Annotated in this window: 28 protein-coding genes; all 28 read right to left on the bottom strand. The window is 36.4% G+C overall.

Annotated elements, in window-relative coordinates:
* Nucleotide 1: 1 nt before the first annotated feature.
* The 28 genes from BLV55_RS08675 to flgC all read right to left on the bottom strand — a co-directional run bounded on the left by BLV55_RS08675 (nucleotide 2) and on the right by flgC (nucleotide 24095).
* Nucleotides 2–643 (bottom strand): flagellar brake protein, encoded by a 642-nt coding sequence (locus BLV55_RS08675; protein WP_176968338.1) that lies wholly within the window; start codon nucleotides 641–643, stop codon nucleotides 2–4.
* Nucleotides 644–648: 5 nt separating this feature from the next.
* Complete coding sequence (locus BLV55_RS08680) at nucleotides 649–1545, bottom strand: MinD/ParA family protein (RefSeq protein ID WP_093313387.1); 897 nt, start codon at nucleotides 1543–1545, stop codon at nucleotides 649–651.
* The gene (gene flhF, locus BLV55_RS08685) at nucleotides 1542–2693 is read right to left on the bottom strand and encodes a flagellar biosynthesis GTPase FlhF (RefSeq protein WP_093313389.1); all 1152 of its coding nucleotides are present in this window, start codon (nucleotides 2691–2693) and stop codon (nucleotides 1542–1544) included. Before flhF ends, BLV55_RS08680 begins: the two co-directional genes overlap by 4 nt.
* A gap of 1 nt (nucleotide 2694) precedes the next feature.
* Nucleotides 2695–4722 (bottom strand): flagellar biosynthesis protein FlhA, encoded by a 2028-nt coding sequence (gene flhA, locus BLV55_RS08690; protein WP_093313391.1) that lies wholly within the window; start codon nucleotides 4720–4722, stop codon nucleotides 2695–2697.
* Nucleotides 4715–5824, bottom strand: coding sequence for a flagellar biosynthesis protein FlhB (gene flhB / locus BLV55_RS08695; RefSeq protein WP_093313393.1), 1110 nt, complete (start codon nucleotides 5822–5824; stop codon nucleotides 4715–4717). Before flhB ends, flhA begins: the two co-directional genes overlap by 8 nt.
* 10 nt (nucleotides 5825–5834) lie before the next feature.
* Nucleotides 5835–6617 (bottom strand): flagellar biosynthetic protein FliR, encoded by a 783-nt coding sequence (gene fliR / locus BLV55_RS08700; RefSeq protein WP_176968339.1) that lies wholly within the window; start codon nucleotides 6615–6617, stop codon nucleotides 5835–5837.
* Nucleotides 6618–6638: 21 nt separating this feature from the next.
* Nucleotides 6639–6908, bottom strand: a complete 270-nt coding sequence (gene fliQ, locus BLV55_RS08705; RefSeq protein WP_093313397.1) for a flagellar biosynthesis protein FliQ — start codon at nucleotides 6906–6908, stop codon at nucleotides 6639–6641.
* 14 nt (nucleotides 6909–6922) lie between these two features.
* Nucleotides 6923–7810 (bottom strand): flagellar type III secretion system pore protein FliP, encoded by an 888-nt coding sequence (gene fliP, locus BLV55_RS08710; protein WP_242870080.1) that lies wholly within the window; start codon nucleotides 7808–7810, stop codon nucleotides 6923–6925.
* Nucleotides 7740–8129 carry a hypothetical protein gene (locus tag BLV55_RS08715; protein WP_093313399.1) on the bottom strand — a complete coding sequence of 130 codons (390 nt, stop codon included), beginning with the start codon at nucleotides 8127–8129 and terminating at the stop codon, nucleotides 7740–7742. The genes fliP and BLV55_RS08715 overlap by 71 nt, the downstream gene beginning before the upstream one ends.
* Before the next feature lie 24 nt (nucleotides 8130–8153).
* Nucleotides 8154–8516: a response regulator gene (locus BLV55_RS08720; protein WP_093313401.1), complete on the bottom strand. Its 363-nt coding sequence runs from the start codon at nucleotides 8514–8516 to the stop codon at nucleotides 8154–8156.
* 99 nt (nucleotides 8517–8615) lie between these two features.
* On the bottom strand, nucleotides 8616–9803 hold the full coding sequence (gene fliY / locus BLV55_RS08725) for a flagellar motor switch phosphatase FliY (protein WP_093313631.1): 1188 nt from the start codon (nucleotides 9801–9803) through the stop codon (nucleotides 8616–8618).
* Nucleotides 9796–10791: a flagellar motor switch protein FliM gene (fliM, locus tag BLV55_RS08730; RefSeq protein ID WP_093313403.1), complete on the bottom strand. Its 996-nt coding sequence runs from the start codon at nucleotides 10789–10791 to the stop codon at nucleotides 9796–9798. Before fliM ends, fliY begins: the two co-directional genes overlap by 8 nt.
* Before the next feature lie 12 nt (nucleotides 10792–10803).
* A complete protein-coding gene (locus tag BLV55_RS08735) occupies nucleotides 10804–11217 on the bottom strand; it encodes a flagellar basal body-associated FliL family protein (RefSeq protein ID WP_093313405.1) in 414 nt (137 codons plus the stop codon).
* A 26-nt stretch (nucleotides 11218–11243) separates the two neighbouring features.
* Nucleotides 11244–11990: an OmpA/MotB family protein gene (locus BLV55_RS08740; RefSeq protein WP_093313407.1), complete on the bottom strand. Its 747-nt coding sequence runs from the start codon at nucleotides 11988–11990 to the stop codon at nucleotides 11244–11246.
* Nucleotides 11990–12778, bottom strand: coding sequence for a flagellar motor protein (locus BLV55_RS08745; protein ID WP_093313409.1), 789 nt, complete (start codon nucleotides 12776–12778; stop codon nucleotides 11990–11992). The genes BLV55_RS08740 and BLV55_RS08745 overlap by 1 nt, the downstream gene beginning before the upstream one ends.
* Nucleotides 12779–12804: 26 nt before the next feature.
* Complete coding sequence (locus BLV55_RS08750; protein ID WP_093313411.1) at nucleotides 12805–13008, bottom strand: flagellar FlbD family protein; 204 nt, start codon at nucleotides 13006–13008, stop codon at nucleotides 12805–12807.
* A gap of 111 nt (nucleotides 13009–13119) precedes the next feature.
* Entirely contained in the window at nucleotides 13120–14520 is a 1401-nt protein-coding gene (locus tag BLV55_RS08755; RefSeq protein ID WP_093313462.1) for a flagellar hook protein FlgE, read from the bottom strand.
* A 96-nt stretch (nucleotides 14521–14616) separates the two neighbouring features.
* The gene (locus BLV55_RS08760; RefSeq protein ID WP_093313465.1) at nucleotides 14617–15009 is read right to left on the bottom strand and encodes a TIGR02530 family flagellar biosynthesis protein; all 393 of its coding nucleotides are present in this window, start codon (nucleotides 15007–15009) and stop codon (nucleotides 14617–14619) included.
* Between the two features lie 33 nt (nucleotides 15010–15042).
* Nucleotides 15043–15483, bottom strand: a complete 441-nt coding sequence (locus tag BLV55_RS08765) for a flagellar hook capping FlgD N-terminal domain-containing protein (RefSeq protein ID WP_093313467.1) — start codon at nucleotides 15481–15483, stop codon at nucleotides 15043–15045.
* A gap of 17 nt (nucleotides 15484–15500) precedes the next feature.
* The gene (locus BLV55_RS08770) at nucleotides 15501–16898 is read right to left on the bottom strand and encodes a flagellar hook-length control protein FliK (protein ID WP_093313469.1); all 1398 of its coding nucleotides are present in this window, start codon (nucleotides 16896–16898) and stop codon (nucleotides 15501–15503) included.
* Between the two features lie 47 nt (nucleotides 16899–16945).
* Nucleotides 16946–18187, bottom strand: a complete 1242-nt coding sequence (locus BLV55_RS08775) for a hypothetical protein (RefSeq protein WP_093313471.1) — start codon at nucleotides 18185–18187, stop codon at nucleotides 16946–16948.
* 10 nt (nucleotides 18188–18197) lie between these two features.
* Complete coding sequence (fliJ, locus tag BLV55_RS08780) at nucleotides 18198–18641, bottom strand: flagellar export protein FliJ (RefSeq protein WP_093313473.1); 444 nt, start codon at nucleotides 18639–18641, stop codon at nucleotides 18198–18200.
* Nucleotides 18642–18656: 15 nt separating this feature from the next.
* Nucleotides 18657–19973, bottom strand: coding sequence for a flagellar protein export ATPase FliI (fliI, locus tag BLV55_RS08785; protein ID WP_093313475.1), 1317 nt, complete (start codon nucleotides 19971–19973; stop codon nucleotides 18657–18659).
* 1 nt (nucleotide 19974) lies between these two features.
* The gene (locus tag BLV55_RS08790; RefSeq protein WP_207646058.1) at nucleotides 19975–20646 is read right to left on the bottom strand and encodes a FliH/SctL family protein; all 672 of its coding nucleotides are present in this window, start codon (nucleotides 20644–20646) and stop codon (nucleotides 19975–19977) included.
* A 103-nt stretch (nucleotides 20647–20749) separates the two neighbouring features.
* Nucleotides 20750–21769: a flagellar motor switch protein FliG gene (gene fliG, locus BLV55_RS08795; RefSeq protein ID WP_093313479.1), complete on the bottom strand. Its 1020-nt coding sequence runs from the start codon at nucleotides 21767–21769 to the stop codon at nucleotides 20750–20752.
* Nucleotides 21770–21780: 11 nt separating this feature from the next.
* Nucleotides 21781–23313 carry a flagellar basal-body MS-ring/collar protein FliF gene (gene fliF / locus BLV55_RS08800; protein WP_093313481.1) on the bottom strand — a complete coding sequence of 511 codons (1533 nt, stop codon included), beginning with the start codon at nucleotides 23311–23313 and terminating at the stop codon, nucleotides 21781–21783.
* Between the two features lie 33 nt (nucleotides 23314–23346).
* Nucleotides 23347–23637: a flagellar hook-basal body complex protein FliE gene (gene fliE / locus BLV55_RS08805; RefSeq protein WP_093313483.1), complete on the bottom strand. Its 291-nt coding sequence runs from the start codon at nucleotides 23635–23637 to the stop codon at nucleotides 23347–23349.
* 11 nt (nucleotides 23638–23648) lie between these two features.
* The gene (flgC, locus tag BLV55_RS08810; protein ID WP_093313485.1) at nucleotides 23649–24095 is read right to left on the bottom strand and encodes a flagellar basal body rod protein FlgC; all 447 of its coding nucleotides are present in this window, start codon (nucleotides 24093–24095) and stop codon (nucleotides 23649–23651) included.
* Between the last annotated feature and the right edge of the window lies 1 nt (nucleotide 24096).

Raw genomic sequence — 24096 nt, forward strand, 5'->3', positions numbered from 1 at the left:
TTTAAACCAGTCCCTTTTTTCTTAATTCACCCTGCTTTTGAAAAATAAATGCTATAATAGAGTTTCTTGTCTGCTCCCCAATGTCATTAAACTTAATACCCAATTCAAACTGATTATTCTCAGTTCTTTTATAAGAACGAATTACAATAGATGCAACAGAAACCGTTTCTTCTTCCAGAAAAAGAGTAGACTCTACTTTTTCCCCGACAAAAAATGATTTATCCGCAAGTACCTTCATTCCTCCTCCGCTTATATCAAGAGTTAATCCTTTAGAAAAAGTATCTTTTTCTAAACTTTTTATCGTCGATTTTATCATATATCTAAGTCTAAAATATTCTCTTCTTTGTTTTTTTCGCGGCTCCGCAAGTTGATATATTTCAAAAACATCTAATTGGTCCACTTTTTTCCTTGCAACACATTCAGCAAGGAAAGAAAATACTCCTTTTTCATTGTAGAAAATGATATTTATCTTTTGTTTATTTCTCAAGGGATATTCTAACCCCTTCGTCATCGGAACAGCAATAAATATCGTATTATTTCCAAATTCAACCACTTGAGAATATAATACTTTAGACTCATGCGGATTTCTTTTGTTCTCAATTTCAATATCAATTTTATCACCAATTGTAAGTAGTTGACTCATAAAGGTCATCTCCTATTAAAGATACTTAAAAACCGTTCTAAGAAACTATTTTCTTCTTTTTGAATTTGATCCTCGCTATTCTGTATAGCTAATTTTCTAGCAATAAGCTCAACACCCTGAGAGGCAACAGCTTTTGGATACAATATCAGAAACGGTTTTTGTTCTTGTACTGATTTTTTAACTTTTTGATCATCAATAATAACACCAAGAAGTGTAATTTGAAAATTCAAAAACTTAATACTGGCATTTAGAAGTTTGTTGAAATTCTGTGAGGCTTCGTCGTAATTTTCAGCACGATTAACAACAACAGATACTTTTTTAGAGATGCTATCTTTTGAAATTGCTTTTATCATAGCATATGCATCTGTCAACGATGTTGGTTCAGGAGTAGTTACTAAAATGGTTTCATCGCTTGCGCTTATAAATGTAAGGATATTTTTGGTTAAGCCTGCACCAGTGTCAATAATAATAATATCAAATAGATTATTCAATTCCTTAAAACGAACAATAATACGATTCAAATTTTCTTCTGATAACTCTAATACATTTAGAAGTCCCGATCCACCTGATATGATCTTTAATCCTTCCGGCCCCTCACCCAATATATCTTTCACGGCTAAGTCAGCATCAAGTAAATTCATAAAAGTATACTTAGTTACACTACCCAGCACCACATCCACATTCGCTAACCCTAAATCAGCATCTATAATAAGAGTTCTCATCCCTCTACGACTCATGGCTATTCCAAGGTTTATGGAAAAGTTAGTTTTTCCTACTCCACCTTTTCCACTGGTAACACAAATATATCTTGGTCTATTATTGGTGCTATTACTAGTATTTTCATTATCAGATTGTATCTTTCGTTCTACTAATGCCCTCAGTTTACCTGCTTGATCTGTCATGACAATGTCTCCTTGATAAGCAAAGTTATAACTTTATCTATTGTAACAACTTCAATATCATCAGGAACACTCTGTCCTGTAGTGAAGAAAGATATTGGCTTTCGTGTCATAGCTGGTATATTCACTACTGGACCATAGGCGGATGCTTCATCTACTTTGGTGATAATTATTTTAAAGTCATTAAGAAAATCATAACGCTTTATTATTGATTGTATGTCATGATTTCTAGTTGTGCAACTTAGTAATAAGTAAATTTCTTTCTGTGGTAATGCATCTAATAGTTCTTTCAGTTCATTAAGCTGCGAAGAATCTTGATGATTTCTTCCAGCTGTATCAATCATAATCATATCTTTATTTTGAAGTCTGATCAATGCTTCTTTTATTTCAGCAGCATTGTAAACTACTTCTAAAGGTATATTTAGAATGTCACTATAGGTTTTCAGTTGTTCTACAGCCGCTATTCTATAAGTATCTGCACTAATCATACCAACTTCTTTACCTTCGTTTAGCGTCGCTCTTGCAGCTAATTTAGCAATAGTTGTCGTTTTCCCGACACCCGTAGGACCTACAAAAACGATTACTTTCTTTTGTGGGTCGTAGGGTTTAATCGAAATATTTTCCTGAACAAATCGTCTTATTCCATGAATAAACCGTTGATCAAAATCTTTTTCGAAACCTGATAAAGAATCGGAACCAACCTCTTTTTTTATTAAGTTGATAACTTCAGGATCTATTTCATGATTTTTCATCAACATGTCAAAAATATTTTCTTCTATCTCAGTTTTTTTATGATTTTCATCTTTATTGCAATTGTAATGATCGCCCTCATTAGAAATTAATTGGGAAAGCATTTGTTTAATATTCCCTAACTCACTCTCTATCGTCAATGATTCGTTTGTTGACTTATCCATGCTCTCTATCATCGTTGAAAATTGATTCTTTACATTTAAGTTGTTATCCCTTTTAACTTTCGCAGCATTTTCTTCACGAGCAGCTACAATTTCAATTACTGGCTTTTTAAAGAAACCCAGAATTCCCTTTTGCTTAACCTTGCGCTGGTGAATAATAACTGCTTCTGAACCTAACTCTAACTTAACCTTCATTAGCGCTTCTTGATTATCTTTAGCTATAAACTTTTTTATTTTCACTTTATACACTCACCACCCCAACTGACTCAATTTCTACAGTAGGATCTATTTCATTATATGACAGAATAATCAAATCATTAGACAGTTGTTCTGAAAGACGTTTAAAATAGAGCCTGACAATAGGCGCCGTAACGATAATAGGTTGTTCACCCATAGAAATCAATTTTTGTACTTGCTTTGACAGGCTATTCAAAATCCCCTGTATCAAATCAGGTTCTAAAGATACATAGGTTCCACTTTCTGTTTTTTTAAGAGAGTCCATAATGGTTTGTTCTAATGATTTATCCAATATTACCACACGTGATGGATGTGATGTAATAAATTGTTTTGTTATAGCTCTACCCAAAGCTTGCCTAACATACTCTGTTAGCATATCTGTATCTCGTGTTATGGTTGAATAATCAGCTAGTGTTTCCAAGATACTAACCATATCTCTGATAGAGATGCCTTCTTTTAACAGGTTTACCAATACTTTCTGAATTTCTCCTAAAGAAAGTTGGTTTGGAACTAATTCATCTACCAAAGCTGTATTCTCTTCCTTTACGTTATCAATAAGTTTCTTAACATCCTGCCTACCCATGAGTTCAAATGCATGTTTTTTTATGATTTCAGTTAAATGAGTCGCAATGATTGAAGGTGGATCTACTACAGTAAACCCTGAAGCTTCAGCCTTTTCTCTTTCTTGTTCCGTTATCCACTTTGCAGGAAGACCAAAAGCTGGTTCAACGGTATCAACACCTTCCAAATCACCGTCGGCCATTCCCGGATTCATAGCCATGTAATGATCGAACATAATTTCACCTGATGTAATTTCAATCCCTTTAATCTTAATAACATACTGATTTGGCTCCAATTGTATATTATCCCGTAATCGAATCATTGGAACAATAATGCCAAGTTCAAGAGCACATTGCCTTCTAATCATCACAAGACGATCAAACAGATCTCCACCTTGAGTAGAATCTGCTAAGGGTAATATTCCGTACCCAAATTCAAGTTCTATAGGATCAACATTCAAGAGCGGCATAACGTTTTCTGGTTTTCTTTTTTCTTCTAATTCTTCCTCAACAATATCTGTAGGTTCTTCCTCTGATACCTGTTTCATTTCTCTTCTTAAACTGAGTCCTAAAAGAAGGAATGCTACCGACAAAAATAAAAACGGAAAAGTAGGAAGGGGTGTAATTCCAAAAAACAAAAGAACGCCCGAAATAATCAGCATAACCGTCGGTTGCTGAAAAAGCTGCTTTAAAACATCGCCACCAAGATTACCTTCAGACGCAGCTCGAGTTACTACTATACCAGTTCCTGTAGAGATAAGCAGTGCTGGTATTTGAGTGACAAGGCCGTCTCCAACAGTCAGTAATGTGTATTTTTGGATGGCTTCTGCAAAAGATAGACCACCTATGGCAACCCCTATAACAAAGCCAGCAATGATATTAATTAGCGTTATAAGTATACCCGCTATAGCATCACCTTTCACAAATTTACTTGCACCATCCATAGCTCCATAGAAATCAGCTTCTTGCTGAATTTTTTTTCTTCTATCACGCGCTTGAATATCATCAATCAATCCAGTATTCAAATCAGCATCTATTGCCATTTGCTTGCCCGGCATTGCATCAAGGGTAAATCGAGCTGCTACTTCAGCAACACGTTCCGACCCTTTAGTAATCACAAGAAACTGAACAAGAACGATAATTGTAAATACTATAAAACCAACGATCGCATTGCCTTGCATTACAAAATTCCCAAAAGTATCAATAACGCTACCAGCATCACCTTGGGATAAAATATATCTAGTCGTCGTAATATTGAGTGATAATCTAATTAAGGTTGTAACCAGCAATATAGAAGGAAATATGGAAAAATCCAGAGCTTCTTTTATATACATGGAAAGAATTAATATCAAAAGTGCCAATGAAATGTTAAAGCTTAACAGAACATCGACTGCTCCTAATGGGATAGGTATAACTATTATGATTACTATTGCTATGACGGCTAGAACAACAAATATATCTCCTTTATTCATTTGAAGCTCCCCCTCTACGTGTAGCGTTCATCTGATAAACATAAGCAAGAATTTCGGCAACGGATTCATATAACTCCGGAGGAATAGCATCTCCAATATTAACTGTATGATATAAAGTTTTTGCAAGATATTTATTTTCTACCATTTGAACACCTTTTTCTGTTGCAATTTTTTTAATATTTTGAGCGACTATGTTTTGTCCTTTTGCAAGAACATACGGTGCTGCATATTCTCCAGGAGAATACTTTAAGGCCACAGCATAATGAGTTGGATTCGTAACAATCACATCAGCTTTTGGCACTTCATCCATCATACGCCTCATAGAGATTTGCATTTGTTTTTGTCTGATTTTTGATTTTATTTTCGGGTCACCTTCTATTTGTTTTTGTTCATCTTTGACTTCCTGTTTGCTCATCTTTAATTTCTTTTCATATTCATATTTTTGATATATATAATCCAATATCCCTAAAATGACCAATAGAATTCCAGCTCTTATACCGATGTTAAACGTGATTCCAATGATAATTTCAACTGTCTGCTCTACCTCTAGTGATGTTAAGCTAAAAATTGCCTCTAATTGACCCACTAGATAGAAATATACAATATAACTGATAAAAATAATTTTAACCAAAGATTTAATTAATTCTACGATTTTCTCCATAGAAAACAACTTTTTGAGTCCCTTAATTGGGCTAAGTTTATTAAGCTTTGGTTGCAATGGTTTTGAAGTTAACAAAAACCCTACTTGCAAATAACTGCATATAACTCCGACCACAAGAACACTCGCGGCTAGAGGTAGAATAATAATAAATAATCGTACAGTAAGTAGTGCCGTTAATTTGTGAACATTAGATATTGTATAAAGACTATGATCCAACATCAAATCTTCATAAATATTAATGGTCAGCATCCTAATAGAACTACCATAATAATTAGATAACAAAAAAAGCAGGACAAACGCAGCAAGCAGGGTAAAAGCAGTATTTACTTCCTTGCTAAACAGCACTTGTCCCTCTTCTCGAGATTTTTTCCTTTTTCTGGGTGTAGCTTTTTCGGTCTTTTCTTGATCTGCAAAAAGCTGTAAATCGATTATCAAAATCATATAATCATCCTTATGTAAGTATTCGCATGAAATTATAAACTCCACGGAATATTCGATCAAAAAATCTTTCTGAAAAAGGTAATACTGTTTGAAGCGTTATCCATACTGTTAACAACCCGACAATAATTCTGAGAGGCATCCCAACAACAAAAACATTTATTTGCGGCATGGTCTTAGCGAATATTCCAAGCATTACATTTGCTAAAAAAGCAGTCATCATAATGGGTGCGCTTAACACAAAAGCAAGAAGGGTAATATCCCTGAATAAACCAATAGCAAATTCAACAAAATTTAAGTTAATAGAAATTGTGTGCCCAATGGGGATATATTGATAACTATCATGCAATGCTTTGATGAAAACATGATGTCCATTAATTCCTAAAAACAAAAGCATAAAAAGTATGTTGTAAAAATTCCCAAATATAGGAACTTCCATATCTGTTAATGGATCAATAACATTTGCTAGCGCAAAGCCCGTTTGCCTATCCATTATTGTACCTGCCAAAAAAAACATCGCAAAATAAACAGTTCCAACAAAACCTATAGCTATGCCTACTGCAAATTCTTGCACGACGAAGTAGGTGTATAACGGAAAGTTATTCAGTACCGTTGGTTGAATCGTATGCATTAGCGGTAACATTATAAAAGATATCATCACCGACAGTCCTAAGCGCGTTATCATCGGTACATTTTCATTACCTAGAACAGGAGCAATCGAAAATAAACCTGCAACACGAACCAGTATTAGTAGAAAAAGTTCAACATTTAACAATATAAACTCTACAATTGACATCATGATCCTTCCGATCAAATATTATTGAATAAAACGACTAAGGTCTTCGAATAAGGTGTTTGTAAAATTAATGATAATTGAAAGAAGCCACGGAGAAAAAACGATTATTGATGTAAATACGGCAATTATTTTCGGAACAAAAGTTAAAGTCTGTTCCTGAATAGATGTAATTGTTTGAAAAATACTAACTGACAGCCCAACGATTAAACCAAAACCCAGCATAGGAGCTGACATTAGTAAAATAGTAAGCATTGTCTGTTGTCCCAGCTCAATGATCATACCCTCATTCATACTTTTTCCCTCTCTTAATTAAAACTTCCAACCAGAGATCTAATAATGATATTCCAGCCATCCACCATGATAAACAGTAGTAATTTGAAGGGCAATGAAATCATTGCCGGAGGAAGCATCATCATTCCCATTGAAAGCAAAGTACTTGCTATTACCATATCTAATACAATAAACGGTATAAATAACACAAAGCCCATCTGAAACGCTGTTTTTAATTCACTTATAATGAATGCCGGAATTAATACTGTATTAGATATAGTGTCTAAATCTTCAGATGGTGATTCATCAGCAATTTCCATAAACATAGCAAGATCTTGCTGGCGTGTTTGTCTAAACATAAATTCTCTTATAGGTTCCATCGCATTTTCAAATGCTTCAATTTGATTGATTTCTTCATTCAAATACGGCTGAAATGCATTTTGATTGATATCGGCAACTACATTTCTCATTGTAAATAAAGTTAAGAACAAGGCTAACCCAATAATAACCTGGTTAGGTGGTGTTGTTTGTGTCGCTAAAGCTCTTCGAATAAATCCAAGAACAATTACTATCCTCGTGAAACTTGTTAGCATTATCAAAATAGCAGGAGCAAGCGATAACACCGTTAACAGAAGAAGAATTTGAACTGTTACAGCAACATCCTCAGGAGAATCTGCTTCATTAAAATTTAATTCTAGTCCAGGAATTGGAATTTGCGCAGCTTCTACTCGCACTGGTTCAAGAAGAGCTATTAGCATAAAAAAGAAAGGAATTAAAAACAAAAATAACTTACCAATCTTTGGCGCCTTATTAGAATAAAATGAATATAGTTTACTAATTCTGATCACCCTTTTAGTTTTTTTCCTTTCCTTTTGATTTGCTGTTTCTCCATTTTTTGCCAAAGGCAATCCAACTAATTCCATCATGTTTATCATGTTCTTTATTGTGGATATGTCCTGTACTGTGATCTGAAGTTTCAGTCCACTCCTTAAATGTCATTTTATCTAGCTGTTCGATGCTTTTACCATTACTTGCAATAATATAAACCATCAACCCAACTTTGATGGTATATATAGATATATTACTAGCCACAACAACTTTTTCAAGAACACTGCTATGTCGATTTTTAGCTAAACAATTCATTTTTTTAGCAAGCCAAACAGTCGTATAATAAGCAATAAAAATAACCCCTGTTGTTATGATTAAATACAAAATCATCGATATAAAATAATTATCAGCCACCACTAACACACCTGTCTATACTATCTATCCTATTACTTTTTTTACGGCTTCTAAAACTCGCTCTGCCTGAAAAGGCTTTACAATAAAGTCTTTAGCACCTGCTTGTATCGCCTCTATTACCATGCTTTGTTGTCCCATAGCAGAACACATGATGATTTTAGCATTTGGATCAATGCCTTTAATCGTTTTAACTGCTTCAATCCCATCCATTTCCGGCATAGTAATGTCCATAATAGTCAGCTCCGGGTTTAATTCCTTAAACTTTTCAACCGCAATCGCTCCATTTTCCGCTTCACCAACAACTTCCATTCCATTTTTTGTTAACACATCTTTAATCATCATACGCATAAAAGCAGCATCATCTACAATTAAAATTCCATTTGCCATCCTAGTTCCTCCTTATGTTTCGTTCTTGTGTATTTTTTTAAGAAGAACGAATAATTATTTCAATTTATAATTATATCATAACTTGTTTTGAAAAAAGTACTATATTTTAGAAAAACGCTTATTAGGGTTTACAATATCAGTGATTCTAATTCCATAATTTTCGTCTATCACCACCACTTCACCTTTAGCAACGTATTGTCCGTTAACCATAATATCTAATGGTTCTCCTACAACACGGTCAAGTTCCACGATAGTTCCAGGACCAAATTCAAGCACTTCATTAATTTTTTTCACTGTTCTTCCTAGTTCCACAGTAACTTTTAACGGTACATCCTGGATTAAGGAAATGTTCTCAGGAATCCCTCTTTCTGGTGGTTGCTCATCAAATGATTGAAAGTGAGCTGGTTGTACATTGACATTTTTAGGTTTCTGATTTGATGGTTTGGGTTCACTATCAAAGTCAAGATCAAAATCATAACCTTGATCTGAAGATGGTTCCTGTTTCGATATTGCCGGTTGTGCAGATTGCTGCTCAGCGGCTGTATTGTTTGGAGATTGTGATACAATGTCATCATCTGACAACGATGAATCATCTCCACTTTCCGGCATAAGCGTGCGTACCATCTCTTTAGCAAAATCAAGCGGTATTAGCTGCATTATTTCACTATCAATAAGACCTTCTATTTCCATCTTAAATGATATTCTAATAATATTTTCATCAAGATCTGAAAAATATTCATCCAAGTCAGGAGTCTTCATATCAAGTCTGAAAGGCTTCGGTGGGCTAATATCAATTTTTTTCATAAACATTTCTGAAAGCGAAGTAGCTGAAGATCCAACCATTTGATTCATAGCTTCAGCAATAGCACTTAAATGAAGATCTGAAATTGGTTCATCTGTTTGATCCGGTTCTTGTCCCATCATTAAATTTGTAATAATTTTTACATCATTTTCCCTCAACACCATTAAGTTAGTTCCTTCGATACCTTCTTTATACTTAACCTCAACCGCTACAAAAGGCACAGGGTACTCTTCGGCTATTTCTTTTATCGACATCATCGAAACTTTTGGCGTTGTGATAACGACTTTATGATTTAATAAAGTTGATAGCGTCGTTGCTGCTGTCCCCATACTAATATTACCGATTTCACCAATGGTATCTTTTTCTTGATCTGTAAAACTCTCTTGAGAAACCGATTCATTACTTTCCTGTGGGTCAGAAGCTGAGTCACTACCACCCCCACTTAATAGGGCATCAATTTCCTCCTGCGACAACATATCACTCATCATCTTCTTCTCCCTCCAATTCCTTGCTAACTATCTTAACTGCCATCTTATTATTGCTGGTACCAGGTAAAGCGGAATACTTAGCCCTATCTCCTACATAAAACAGCAATTCACTATCCAGCGTAGTATCTAGCTCTATGACATCTCCTATTTGAAGCTGCAGAAAATCTTTTACAGTTATATGAGTTGATGCAATTTCTGCAATTAACTCAACACTTGTTTTTTCCAATCTGTTTTGTAGCTTTTTACGGTCTTCTTCCGTAACCGTTTTACTAGCACTAGCGAACCAAAACTTTGTACTCAGTTTATCGATTATCGGTTCAAGAACAATATGCGGTAAGCAGATGTTTATCATGCCTTCTAAATCACCAATTTTAAGACTCAGCGTAACTAATGCTATTGTTTCATTAGGAGATACAATTTGAGCAAATTGTGGATTCGTTTCAATCTTGTCTAGTTTAGGATTGAGCTCAATGACGTTTTCCCAGGGATCTATCATCAAATCCGTGACCTGACGTTTAAGCCTTTTTAACAGTGTTAATTCTATCTCAGTAAATGTTCTGCTTTCGTTAAAAGGCTTACCGCTACCACCTAGAATACGATCAATAATATTAAATGCTATGCTAGGCGATAGGTCAATGATCACTTGTCCTGATAAAGGTTCAAAGTTCACGATAGACAGTACCGCTGGATTTACTACAGAGTTACTGAATTCATAGTACGTCAACTCTTCAACGTTAATAACTTCAGCATGAATATAGGTTCGAAGATATCCCGACAAAAAAGTATTCAGCGCTCTAGCAAAATTTTCATGAATGATTTGTAACGTCCTTAACTGGTCCTTAGCTAATTTTTTAGGACTTCGAAAGTCGTATAGTTTAACTTTCGATTCTTCTTTTTCATCTTTCATTTCGTCTGCGTCAACTTCACCACTGCTTAATTGAGCCAGCAACGCATCAATTTCATTTTGGGACAGAACGTCTGCCAACGTTGCCACCTCCTATTGTACAATATAGTCGATAAAATAAACGTTGGTTATGCTTTCAGATTCGACAACTTCTGAAATAATGTTTATTAACTCCTGTCGAAGTTCTTGTTGCCCGTCTTGTGTAAGCACATCATCAGGGGTTTTGCTTATTAATGTTTTAATCACTCGATCTCTTAATACAACATTCTTTTCTTCAAAGTATTCAATCATGTTGCTATCTGTTGTTTCAATAACAATTTCCCCGTTAAAAAAACTTCTTTGATTCCCTAAGTTCGTAGAGAACTCGCCGAGATTATACTCATAGGTAGGCAATGGACTATCCGCATCAGTGCTTCTAAAAACAAATAAATATAAAATACCACCTACGATGATTGCCGTAATTAAAAATGCAAGCAATGCAATAATAATAATTTTTTTTAATTCCATTTACTACACTCCTTAGTTTATAAGCCTTAAAAAGAAGACTCTGCATACTCAGAACGAAGAACAACCAAATCCACTCGCCTATTCTGCGCTTTGTTTTCCGGGGTGTCATTAGGAGCCACTGGATGATATTCTCCATACCCTGAAGCCCTGAATCTAAGAGGCGACAACCCAACATTTTCAATCATGTAGCGAACTACAGTCGCTGAACGTGCTACAGATAATTCCCAATTCGTAGGAAAAGGGGCACCTGGTCTTAAGGGATCTGTATCTGTATGCCCTTCAACACTCACATTTTTATCTAGAAACTCTGGCTCAGCTAACACTTCTCCAACAAAATTAAGGAGATCTTCAGATTCTAATTTAATGTCAGCTCTTCCTGAATCAAAGAGTACATTGTCTTGGAAGCGCAACACAAGCCCTCTTGTCTGAAGCGTCACTAATACATCAGCTTGCATGTTTCTTTCTTCAAGAAACTCTTCTAATCGCTCTTTTAGATGTCTAAAATCTTCTAGTTCTTGCAATTCTTGCATTGTCAGATCATCCATAGCTGATTCTGAAAGCACTTCACTAGGCTCTATGGTTCTTCCGGCATCAAGAACTCCTACCGCTCCTTGAAAAGACCTTATAAATGCATCAAGCTTCGCTACATCTATTTCAGAAAAAGCAAACAACAGAACAAAAAAGCAAAGGAGTAGCGTAACCATATCACCATAAGTAGTCATCCATAAGGGAGCTCCTGGTTTTTGTTCCTCTTGAGGTTTTTTGCGAGCCATTACTCTTCCTCACCTTTCTCCTTCTGTTGGTTAATTTCGTCACGAATTTTAGGTGGTAAGAAGGCTTTAAGCTTTTCTTCAATAATTCTAGGATTCTCACCAGCCTGTATCGAAAGCATTCCCTCAAGCATTATTTCTTTTAGTAAGATTTCTTCACGGCTACGGAATTTCAGTTTGTTAGCAATAGGAAGGAAAATCAAATTAGCCATTAAAGAGCCATAAAACGTAGTAATTAAAGCAACGGCCATTGCCGGTCCAATGGTTGATGGGTCATCAAGCCTTCGCAACATATTAATCAGACCGATTAATGTTCCTATCATTCCAAAAGCTGGAGAATAAGCACCCATCGTTTCAAAAATACCTTGACCTTCCTTATGCCTTTCTTCAATAAATGCTAATTCTGTTTCTAATAAATTTCTAACTAATTCTGGATCAGTTCCATCAACAACAAGCATTACTCCTTTTTGAAGGAAGCTGTCGTCAATTTCCTCCGACGCCTCTTCTAGAGCTAATAAGCCCTCTTTTCGAGCTGTATTCGCTAGTTCAATTATCTTTTCTATAATAGCTCCCGCTTCAAGAGTTTTGGATGAAAATGCTTTTCTAACAACCTTAAAAGCCTCAATTACCTTAAATAGCGGATATGCAACCAAGGTGGCTGAAATGGTTCCCCCTATGACGATCAATATTGAGGGCAAATTCAGATATGTAATGATTTCTCCATCCTGCATAATTCCCATGATGATAAACATAAACCCGATAATAATACCGGCTATCGTTGCTAAATCCAAAACAGCACCTCTTTCCTATAATACCATTATTTTTCTTCTTGTACGGCAGGCTGTCCTAATCGACGTTTAAAATCAATTACTTTTTCTATTATATCAGAAGTGTTTTCTAACACCACAATTTTATTTCCTGTAGTTAATGTAATCACCGTGTCTGGTGTTTCTTCAATGTATTGAATTAGTTCCGCATTAACAACAATCTCACTTTTATTTAGCCTTGTTAACTTGATCATCATTCCACCTTATTATCTTAAGACTTAGTTGGTTTTCTATAGACTCATTTATTTATTCATAATAGTTTCTTCAGAGGTTCAGCGTATCGAACCTCTGAAGTTTTTCATTTCTTATCTTTTCATATTAACAACCTCTTGTAGCATTTCATCACTGGTAGTAATAATTCTTGAGTTAGCCTGAAAACCCCGTTGAGTTGTTATCATATTAGTGAATTCTCTAGATAAATCTGTGTTAGACATCTCTAAGGCCGACGGATTCAAGGCACCTAAACCACCTGACCCCGGTGTGCCTATCATAGCTTGACCAGAGTTATTAGTTGAGCGATACATATTACTCCCATCTTTCTCCAGGCCTGCCGGATTTCGAAAGTTAGCTAAAGCAACCTGTCCAATGACACGAGACTGTCCATTATCAAAGACACCAGTAATTTCTCCGCTAGAGGCTACACTAAAATCCACTAAGCTTCCTTGCTTATAACCATCGATGTCTAAAGCCGCCGCTGTAGACTCATTAGCAAACATAGTGAGTTTGGAGAAGTTTACTGTAAAGTCTAGTTGGCCAGCGCCATTTGTTGCACCTTCAGCTATCGATAAATTCTTGGTGAAGCTACCATCTTCATTCACCATTTTACCATCTTCATTAAAATAAATTTTATGTGAAGCTGGCAAACCAAGGGCATCCGGATCTGGATTCAAGGGATCATCCGGATCAGTAAATGGATATAAAGTACCATCATCTCCCACATAAAAGGTTAGAACATCAAAAACACTGTGGTTCTCACCATCAATTTCTTCTTGTTCAGCTTTCACAAACACCTGTTTGATCCGATGTTCTCCTCCTAAATTATCAAAAATCTCAAAAGTAGTTTCTCTTGCTACATATTGTTCCTGTCCAGGTATTATTCGAAAGTTCTCATCAAAGATATCATCTAGCGGAATTTCATTGCCATCTTCATCTACAGCTACTTTTGTTGTACTATCTAAATTCCCTTCAAAACCAACATTATCCGTTTCTTCTGCATCAAAGGTTTGTGCTCTTGAAATCACTAAGCCTTCTAAATTAGTTCCTAGCACTCCATTCTCATCCGCCATATATCCCAGTACCCGCATGCCACCGGGTGTTACTAAATTCCCAGATCGATCCAGTGCGAAATCCCCTGCTCGAGTATAACTTCGATCTTGAAAATTGGGATCAGAAGAAACCATGAAAAATCCGTCTCCATTAATCATCATATCCGTGTTTACACCAGTAGTTTCTACAGCACCTCTTACGTGAAGGGTATCCATTGAATTAACAGTCATACCAAGTCCTACCTGTTGAGGGTTAGTGCCGCCTCTCCCACCTTGAGGAGAGCCAGCCCCTGCTAGCGTTTGATTAAACACATCTTGAAAAGTGGTTCGATTTGCTTTGAACCCTACCGTATTGACATTGGCAATATTATTGCCAATACTATCCATGCGCAGCTGATGGGCACTTAAGCCGGAAACAGCTGAAAACATTGATCGCATCATTGTAAATGACCTCCTGTAATTTGGTTCACTTCATCTGTCGGTCAGAAGTGACAAGCCTCCACAGCGTGGTCCGGCTTGATATTATCTTTTTTCACCTTAAACAATAACAGCTCCGTCAATATTCGTAAACGTTTGATCTTTTAGCTGTTCATCAATGGCAGCCGTAATCACAGTCTTGTTTTGTACACTTGCTATAAAAGCTCGGTTATCCATCATGATTAGGGTTTCACGAATACCTTTCTGTGCTGCTCGATCAATCCCTTGATCCAGTCTGGATAATTCTTGAGGTGACAGCTGAATATTGCGTTGTTCAAGTCTTTCTGAAGCATGCTTCGAAAACTGAACGCCTTGATGTTTATTGAATTGTTTCGCTAAAACTTCTCCAAATCCTTTTTCACCAGCAACTGGATTCCTTGTAATCTTTTCTTTAATTGCGCTTGAATTGATCGGATTAAAGCTAGATTGCACCTTCAGTCGTATGTTATTCATGCGCTTGCCTCCTTGCTACTCACGTTACAGTTTTTAATCTGTCGTGTTTTCGATATTTTCTACACCCGTTTCTTCGTTTACATCTTCGTCTTTATCCTTCTCTATTTCATCTCCATCTCCATGTGTTGCTAAATAAGCTTCAAGAACCTCAGCCAAGGAGCCAATCTGTACAGCTACAGTTGCGTGTCCTTCTACCATGTTGTTGTTCATGATTTTCATATGTTCCATCATGTCTTCATGGTTAGTTTTCATAGATTCATTCATATTCTGCATCTGTTCCAAAGAACTAAATTGTGCCATTTGCGCAATGAATTCTCTGTCTTCCATAGGGTTAAGTGGATCTTGATTGCTTAACTGTGTTGTGAGAAGCTTTAAAAATGCATCTTTATCTAAATTATCGTTAAATGTATTCTTCACTTCATCTGGATTGTAAATATTTGAGTTGCCTATTCCATGTACAGCATCACTAGACATATTAATCTCCTTTCTTCTTATCCAAGCTGGTCAAATCCTTCTACACTAAGGTATGGATTAGAGGCGATTACTGAAGAATTGATTCTGCCTAAAGTCTGACCAACAGATTCATTGTCTTGAATAGAAGCTTTTTTTCGCTTACCTTTATTCATCTGATGTTGAAATTCTCTTTGTTTCTCATATGCTTCTGGATCTTTTCCAACGTACACTTCTAATTGAGTGATGTTCACACCTTTTGCAGTAAGCGACTCTTTAAGTTGATCAAAATTATTTTCTATCATATCCCTAGCGTAAGATGTTTCTGCAAAAATCCTAGCAGTCATATTACCATCCTGATTTGTCAATTGAATGATTAGCTTCCCAAGATGTTCCGGAATTAACTGCATATGAACACGACTTTCACCTTTTTCATGAATCATGCTGATATTCGCTACCATATCTTCCACTACTTGTTGATGTAGTTCAGATCTTTCTGTTTTCATTTCCTCCACCAGCTGAAGATTTTTTTCCAGTAAAGCTTCAATCTCCTGAAAAGGCATGATTACCTCGGGATCCAGTTTCACGTCAGATGTAACCGTAATTTTTTCAGCCATGTTCAGTCTTCCTTCTTCACCCTTAGTATTATCGCTTCCTTTATCAGGTCGCATTCCTTGTTCATTGCTAACAACCTGCTGTATGGTAGCTTCTTTCCCCTTTTCAAGCGCAAAAGAACCTTCTTTTCCTTTTTCCTTGCTTTCTGAGGAATCTTTAGCGTCTTCTTTTTTTATGCCTTTATCATTCAAAAGCGATAGGAGTTTAGCTTTATCTGTATTCTCTGAAGCCAACTGATCCTGAATCGTATTGATCTGATCAGACAGAGACTGCAAAAAATCTTTTACGCCAGAGTTAATCTCTTCGCTTTCCACACTGATAGTAAGATTTTCCAGCTTTTCAGAGAATAACATCAACAGCTTTTCTAATGCTTCTATTTCAGGTTTTTCGCCAATCACTTCATGATTTTGGAACAAGGCCAGCATTTCTGTAAAAAGAATCGCCGTTTCTGAAAAGTCTTGATCCATCAACTCTAGCAGTTTAGATAGTTGCTCATCATCTAGCATTCCCAATAATGTTGTCAAATCTGTTTCCTCAAGAGATTCATGCCACAATGCATCAAATGTTTTTGCCAACTCCTTAAGATCCTTCTCTGTCAAAGACTTCAACTTTTTTTCTTTTGATTCTACTGATCTTTTGGATGCAGCAACATTTTTATCGGCTGACCTCTCTTGATTTCTTAATCTTGAATCAGATCTGGACCGTTGAATTTGTTGAAATCGTTCACCAAAACTATTTTTTTCAGTTTTTTGAGTTTCAGGAAAAGTTCTAGCATCTCTTGTCCTAGCTGCGAATTGAAATTGTTCGCTCATTACTATATCCACTTTTTCACCCCCTTTCAAATTTACATTTTTTACTTGTATATCACCCTCTATTCTCTGTATATTTTTTGAGAAAGAAGTGCTGCCCTAGGCGTACTTAATTCTCCCATCAACTCGGAGATGTCTGCTGTACGCATTCCACGTAATACGTCTAACACAAGATTTTCTTCCGTCTTAACGATCTGTTCTTCAGGTGAAAAAATATGCTGTTCTATGATCGTGTTGCTTACAAGCATCCTCTCGATAAGTGGTGCTAGTTCATCCATACCCATGCGTTGATACACATCGACCATGTCTTTAACCTTTTGCTGATAATTTCTGTAAAAAGTTACCGCTTCCCCCAAGTGTCGTGTTTTTCCATCACGGGCCGCAATCAGTTCTTCTAATAGTAGCATTTCATCATAGAGATCTTGTATAAAATCCATGTCGTTAACCTCGGACAGTATTCTGCCACCCCTATCAGTTGGAAAATGATGATAGATAAATGCCAACTCCTGAATAGAGTGATGTTGGTCTGACCCAATTAATGGTAGTGTGTCATTAACTGACTTGCTTTCGTATAAACTAGCTTTATTTATTAGTTGGGCCTCACGCGCTAGTTGATTTTCAATATTCCGATCGATTGCAGATCTAAAATTTGACGGTATTTGCACCCTAACCTGCTGGGCGATATTATCATCTATATAGCGTAAGTAATCTGCCGCTTTTGCTTCAGAAAACTGTCGAAAGATATCCCCCAGCTCCTTTGATCCTATTTCTCCAGCAGAGTACAGACGTTCCATTTCTTTCACTCCAGCAGGTAATGATAAAGAAGTAATGTAATTCGCTGTTTCTATAGCAAAAACTTCTTGGTCCTGCTCTATCTCCTCTAAAATACGTTGAAGGCTACCATCTTGCAGAAAAGCTCTTTGTAGTCTTTCGTTGACGTTAGTCATCTTTCTCGGATTTTCCCTGCTCATTATATGTCTAAGTTCATTATATAAGTCTTCATCTTCTCCTTTCAAAATAAGCAATTTATCAACAATTCGATCCTCGTCCATTCCTATATAATACTTAGCTATTTCTAATTTTAACTCGTCTTGTTCATCAGGGCTAGGAATTGACCTGAAGTAATTGCCGACAGGGCCCGGTATATGGACAAATACATTGTTTGTTGTATCTTTGAATGATTCATTTGTGTTATAAAGTATTGCTACTGTAAGTATAGGAATTAACAAGATAAATAGTGCAATTATAATGATGATTTTATAGGAACTAGACTTATCCTGTGTTACTTCAATTTCTTCAGCCATTTAAACCTCCTTACTTGGTAGCACTTTTATAAGAAACAAATTGATCTATCTGTGCTGCTTCCATTTTTTTAAACTCAGCTTTGAACGACTCATAATCATTTTCTCGTATTTTTTCGAATTTTTTTGTTTCCTTTTTTGCCTCTATTAAAAGAGATCGGCATTTTTCAACCTCAACTTCAGCTTTTGTCAGTTTGTTTTTTTGAATTTCTATCATATCAACAAGCCATTGAATTTGATTTGATTTAATTTGCACCTCATAGATCTTCTGTTGTTCCTTAATATCTTGCTTCCAACGTTCGAGAGCCATTTCATGCTGTATCTTTAAATCATTGAGTTTTTTTCGTTCTTCTTCTAATGCTTTAACAGCTTCACTCATTATTTGTTTCGCTTTTTCTTCTTTTTTTTCTTTATAAGCTAGAATTGAATCAAATCGGAACCGAAAGTTTTGATCCATTTTTATCAGCCCCTATTATATATTTAGCAATTCGCTAAGCATCAGTATCGTATCTTCATAGTTGCTTTTTTCATTAACATCTTGTTGTAAAAAGCTGTTAATTTTTTCCATCCTATCTATTGCAAAATCAATTTTCTTATTTGAACCTCGAGCATAAGCACCAATACTTATCAAGTCTTCAGCGTCTTTGTAAACTGAAAGTACTTCTTTGATATCATTTGCTGATTTCATCTGTTCTTTTGAAACGATATTTGGCATTACACGACTTAGGCTTGCTAATATATCAATTGCCGGAAAGTGAGTTTTATTGGCAAGTTTTCTTGATAACACAATATGTCCATCAAGTATTCCTCTAACAGCATCTGCTATAGGTTCATTCATGTCATCTCCATCTACTAACACAGTATATAGTCCAGTGATCGAACCTTTTGAAGAGGTTCCAGATCGCTCTAACAGCTTAGGCAAGACAGCAAATACTGAAGGAGTGTAACCTTTGGTCACTGGTGGTTCACCAATTGCCAGTCCTATTTCGCGCTGAGCCATCGAAAATCTAGTTATAGAATCCATCATTAACATAACATTGAAGTTCTGATCTCGAAAAAACTCCGCAACTGCACTAGCTAATAATGCTCCTTTCATCCTGATTAATGGAGGCTGATCGGAAGTAGCAACAATCACGACAGATCTTTTAAGCCCTTCTTCCTGGAGATCATTTTCGATAAACTCTTTCACTTCACGTCCACGTTCGCCAATCAATGCAATAACATTCACATCTGCTTGAGTATTACGCGCAATCATTCCCAAAAGTGTGCTTTTCCCCACGCCACTTCCAGCAAAAATGCCAATTCTCTGCCCTTTACCACAGGTTAGCATAGAATCAATAGCTCTAACACCTAGTGGCAAGGGATCTGCAATCCTCGTTCTTTCTAGAGGGTTAAGGGGTTGACTCATTACCGGATATGATTTCGAGGTTTGCAAAGGTCCTTTTCCATCAAGCGGATTCCCTAAACCGTCAAGTACTCTTCCGAGAAGATGATTCCCTACCTTTACTTCTAACATTGAGCCAGTAGCTTCTACCCTACTTCCAGGACCAATACCTTCCATGTCTCCCAAAGGCATTAATAAAACCTTTTTTTCTTTAAATCCTACAACTTCAGTCATTAACGTGCTTTTTTTTCTAAAGGTATCCACCTTGCATATTTCGCCTATTTTTACAGAAGGACCATTCGATTCTATCGTCAGTCCAATCACCTGAGATACTTTACCATAATACTTAATTAAATCAACTTTATCTAGTGATGCAGTATATTTTTCTAAATTTATTTCTTTCATTCTATCCCTCACTCTGAAGCAAATCAAAAAAATAGTTTTCTATTTTTTTGATTTGCGTTTCAACACTTGCATCAACTTGCCCAGAAGCAGTTTCTATAATGACACTCCCTAAACCCATAGAAGGATCACTTTTTATGTTAATATCTCTAATCCCATCAGTCATAAGGTAAATCCGGTTTTTGTAAGCATAAACTAAATCATAGTCCATTTCGCTGACATGAACAATCAGATTGTCTGTATAATTACATTCTTTAAGTCCTTCTTCTATTAAATTAAATATTAGCTCTTGGTTTTCTTGAAGTTCTGCTTGTATAATGCGCCTGACTGTTTTAACAACAATCTGAAGAATGTCCTTTTCGAGTTCTTTTGCTTTAACTTCTTTCTCAGAGTAAATATTGCGTTTCATTTCTGCTGCTTCATCAATAAGCTGAGTCATTTCTTTGTATCCTTGTTGCTGACCTTTCTCAAGACCATCTTGATAACCTTGTTCATAGCCTTCCTCTTTTGCTTTTTCTGTAATGTTTTTGCTTTCTTCTTTTGCCGTAAGAACTATTTTTTCTGCTTCTTTTTCGGCATTATCAAGAATTTCATCTTTTTTTTGTTCTATTTCTTCGAGCATTATTTCATGCTGATGTTCATCATGACTGATCTTCTCATTAATATTATCGGTCATTTCACAGTCATTACTTCTTGTTTCTGTAGGCTTCTCAGAGACCTTGCTTTTAAATTCAATCTGACGACCTTCTCCAACATTCACCTGATTTGATTTATATATCTTAAACAATGATGTCATCGCCTCCACCTCTAGCGATAATCAATTCGCCTGTTTCTTCAAGTTTTCTGATGACATTAACAATTTTTTGCTGAGCCTCCTCAACATCCCGCAGTCTTATCGGGCCCATAAATTCCATATCTTCTTTGATCATCTCGGCCATCCGCTTCGACATATTGCCAAAGAATACATTAGCCAGCTCTTCTGTTGCACCTTTAAGTGCTACAGCCATATCATTGTTATCAATTTCTCTGATAAACCTTTGAATCGATGCACTATCAAGATTGATAATGTCCTCAAATACAAACATGCGTTTCCTGATCTCCTCTGCAAGTTCTGCATCCTGAACTTCCAAGGTGTCCATTATATTTTTTTCTGTTCCACGATCTACAGCATTTAATATATCAACAATAGACTGTATACCACCAGCACTTGTATAATCCTGACTCACAAGTGAAGAAAGGTTTTTTTCCAGAACAATTTCAACTTCTTTAATGACTTCAGGTGAAGTTCTATCCATTGTTGCTATTCGATGTGCAACTTCAGTTTGTTTTTCCTGTTCCAAAGAAGCGATAATTTGTGAAGATTGATCAGAAGGCAAATATGCAAGAATCAATGCGATTGTTTGAGGGTGTTCATTTTGAATAAAATTAAATAAATGGCTAGGATCTGCTTTTCGCGCAAAATCAAAGGGCTTTACTTGCAAAGACGCTGTAAGCTTATTAATAATATCCATTGCCCTTTGTGATCCAAGCGCTTTTTCCAGTACGTCTTTTGCATAATTAATACCACCCTCAGAAATATACTCTTGTGCAACGCATATTTGATGAAATTCTTCGAGTATTTTTTCTTTCACATCAGGGGGTACCTTCTTCATATTTGCAATTTCCAAGGTTAATTCTTCAATTTCTTCATCATTCAAATGCTGAAAAATTTTAGAAGAATATTCAGGACCCAAACTGATCAAAAGTGTTGCAGCTTTCTCTTTACCAGTCAATTCATCTTTTGATCCGCGTTTGCTCATACCATACACCTCTAATCTTCAGATAGCCAGTTGCGTAACAAATTAGCAATAGCTTCCGGATTCTTGTTAACCAGTTTTTCGATAGATTGTTTCACTTCTGATCCTGCCATTTCAAGATCCAACTCTTCTTGGGATGATATAGCAGGCGCTAATTCTTCATCTGTTTCTTCATCTTCTTCATCTTTACGAACAAATCTTCTATAAGCAATATAAGCGATAGCTGTCACTAGTAAAGCAATAATAACCCAGACCCACCATGGAATAATACTTTCTGGATCCATATCAAAATCCGGTACTAACGGTGTATCAAATTGCTGCACTCCAACCTGAACTACTCGCGTATCCAATCCAGCTGCTGCAGATATGATGTCCATAAGTTCTGTGCGCTCATCATCCGTCAGATCTTCATCCGGTAGAGCGTTGCTATTCAGATACACAGCTACCGTTATATCTTGCACCTGGCCTTGCGCTCTAACTATTTGTTGACGAAGTTCATTTATCTCATAATTTATCGTTCTACTCGCTTCTTCATATGTCGAAGTATATCCATCCTGCTCAACATATTGTACGATATCTTCCGTATTCGGGTCCGTGCCAGGAACTTCGCCGGCACCAATAGACTCAGAACGTATATCAAGCTCTTGCAAACTCCTTGCTATACCATCAGTTTCGTCTTCTATGGGAGGAGAAAACTCAGTAATCTCTGTCACTTCACTATCAAAATCGAGTTTAACATTAGCCATGACCACTACATTACCATAACCATAAACCGTAGAAAGAAAATCGGTTATGCTATTTTCTAAGTCTTGTTGAACTTTCCGTTGTAATGACAACTGATTTCCAACATCCATAGTAGTGTCGTCAGAATCTTGGTCTTGATTTAAGACCCGACCATCAGGACCATGTATTGTAACATGATTCGATTCTAATCCATCAACGGCGTTAGCAACTAAAACAGCAATGCCGTTCACACTTTCCGGTTCTAGTTGAGCGCTTCTATGTAAATCCAAATAAACAGATGCTTTCGCCTGGGTTTGATCATCCACCAACACAAATCCAGATCTTTCTGGTATCGCAATATTAACAACAGCTTTTCTAACTCCCTGAATCTCCTCAATAGTAGAAGCTAAAAAATTCTGTTGTGCTAGTTGCATTCTTTGGGTTCTTTCTTCACTGGTCATCATGAAGGAGCCACCTGTAAACGCATCCTCGAAAGAAAATCTAGCCGTAGGAAGACCCTCAGTAGCAACTACAACTTGTGCTCGCTTTTCGTCATTTACCGGAACCTCTACAATACTACTTGTAGCACCATGCCTCGCTCGAATGCCATTTGCTTCAAGAGTATCCATAACTTCTCCAGCTTGTTGTGGATCCAAGTCATTATACAAAACTGTATAGTCGGCACGAGAGAAATAGAGAATTACTCCAGTTAGAACTCCTAAAACCATAATGGCTACTACAATTATTTTAATTTTGTCTTTTCGGTCAAACTTTTCGAAGTATTCGTTTAGCTGTGACCTTATTTTATCTAGTGCTTCTGACATTTGCTTAGGTTCACCTCAGCTTCATTAGTGCTGTTATATTTGCATTCTCATAATCTCTTGATAAGCATCTACCATTTTACCTCGTACCGCTGTCATCATTTGCATTGCAATGTCAGCCTTCTGTGATGCAACCATGACCTCGTGGACATTTTCTATTTCTCCAGTTGCAAGTTTTTCTGTATATTGATTAGAATCTAATTGCAACTGATTCACATTGCTAACAGCATGACTTAATGCATCCTTAAAGCTATTTTTTTCGCTCTTTTCACTTCTAAACAGACCTAACCCTTCACTTACCGAAGTGTAATGATTATTTATTTGCATACAAATACCTCCTAGCGTCCAATTTCAAGTGCCCGCATCGCCATATTGACAGTGGTGTTCATAGCTGTAATATTCGCTTCATAAGCTCGTGAAGCTGATATCATATTTGCCATTTCTGTAACAGTATCTACATTGGGCATCATAACATATCCGTCTTTATTGGCATCAGGATGTCCCGGGTCATATACATGTTTATATGGTGACGGGTCATTATGAACACCCGTTACTTCTACACCCTGCGACCGTAAGTTTTCACCTTTACTCATCGTGTTTTTCAAGTGATGCGAGAATGGATGGGCAGATTTTTCTTGAAAGGTAACCACTTGCCTTCTATAGGGCATCCCATTTGCAGTTCTAGTTGTGTTCGCATTCGCAATATTTTTTGATATTACATCCATCCTAAATCGTTCAGCTGTCATTCCTGTTCCACTAATATTAATTGAATTGAATACTCCCATT

Origin of the sequence: Tindallia californiensis (assembly GCF_900107405.1) — a bacterium.
Classification (GTDB): Bacteria; Bacillota; Clostridia; order Peptostreptococcales; family Tindalliaceae; genus Tindallia; species Tindallia californiensis.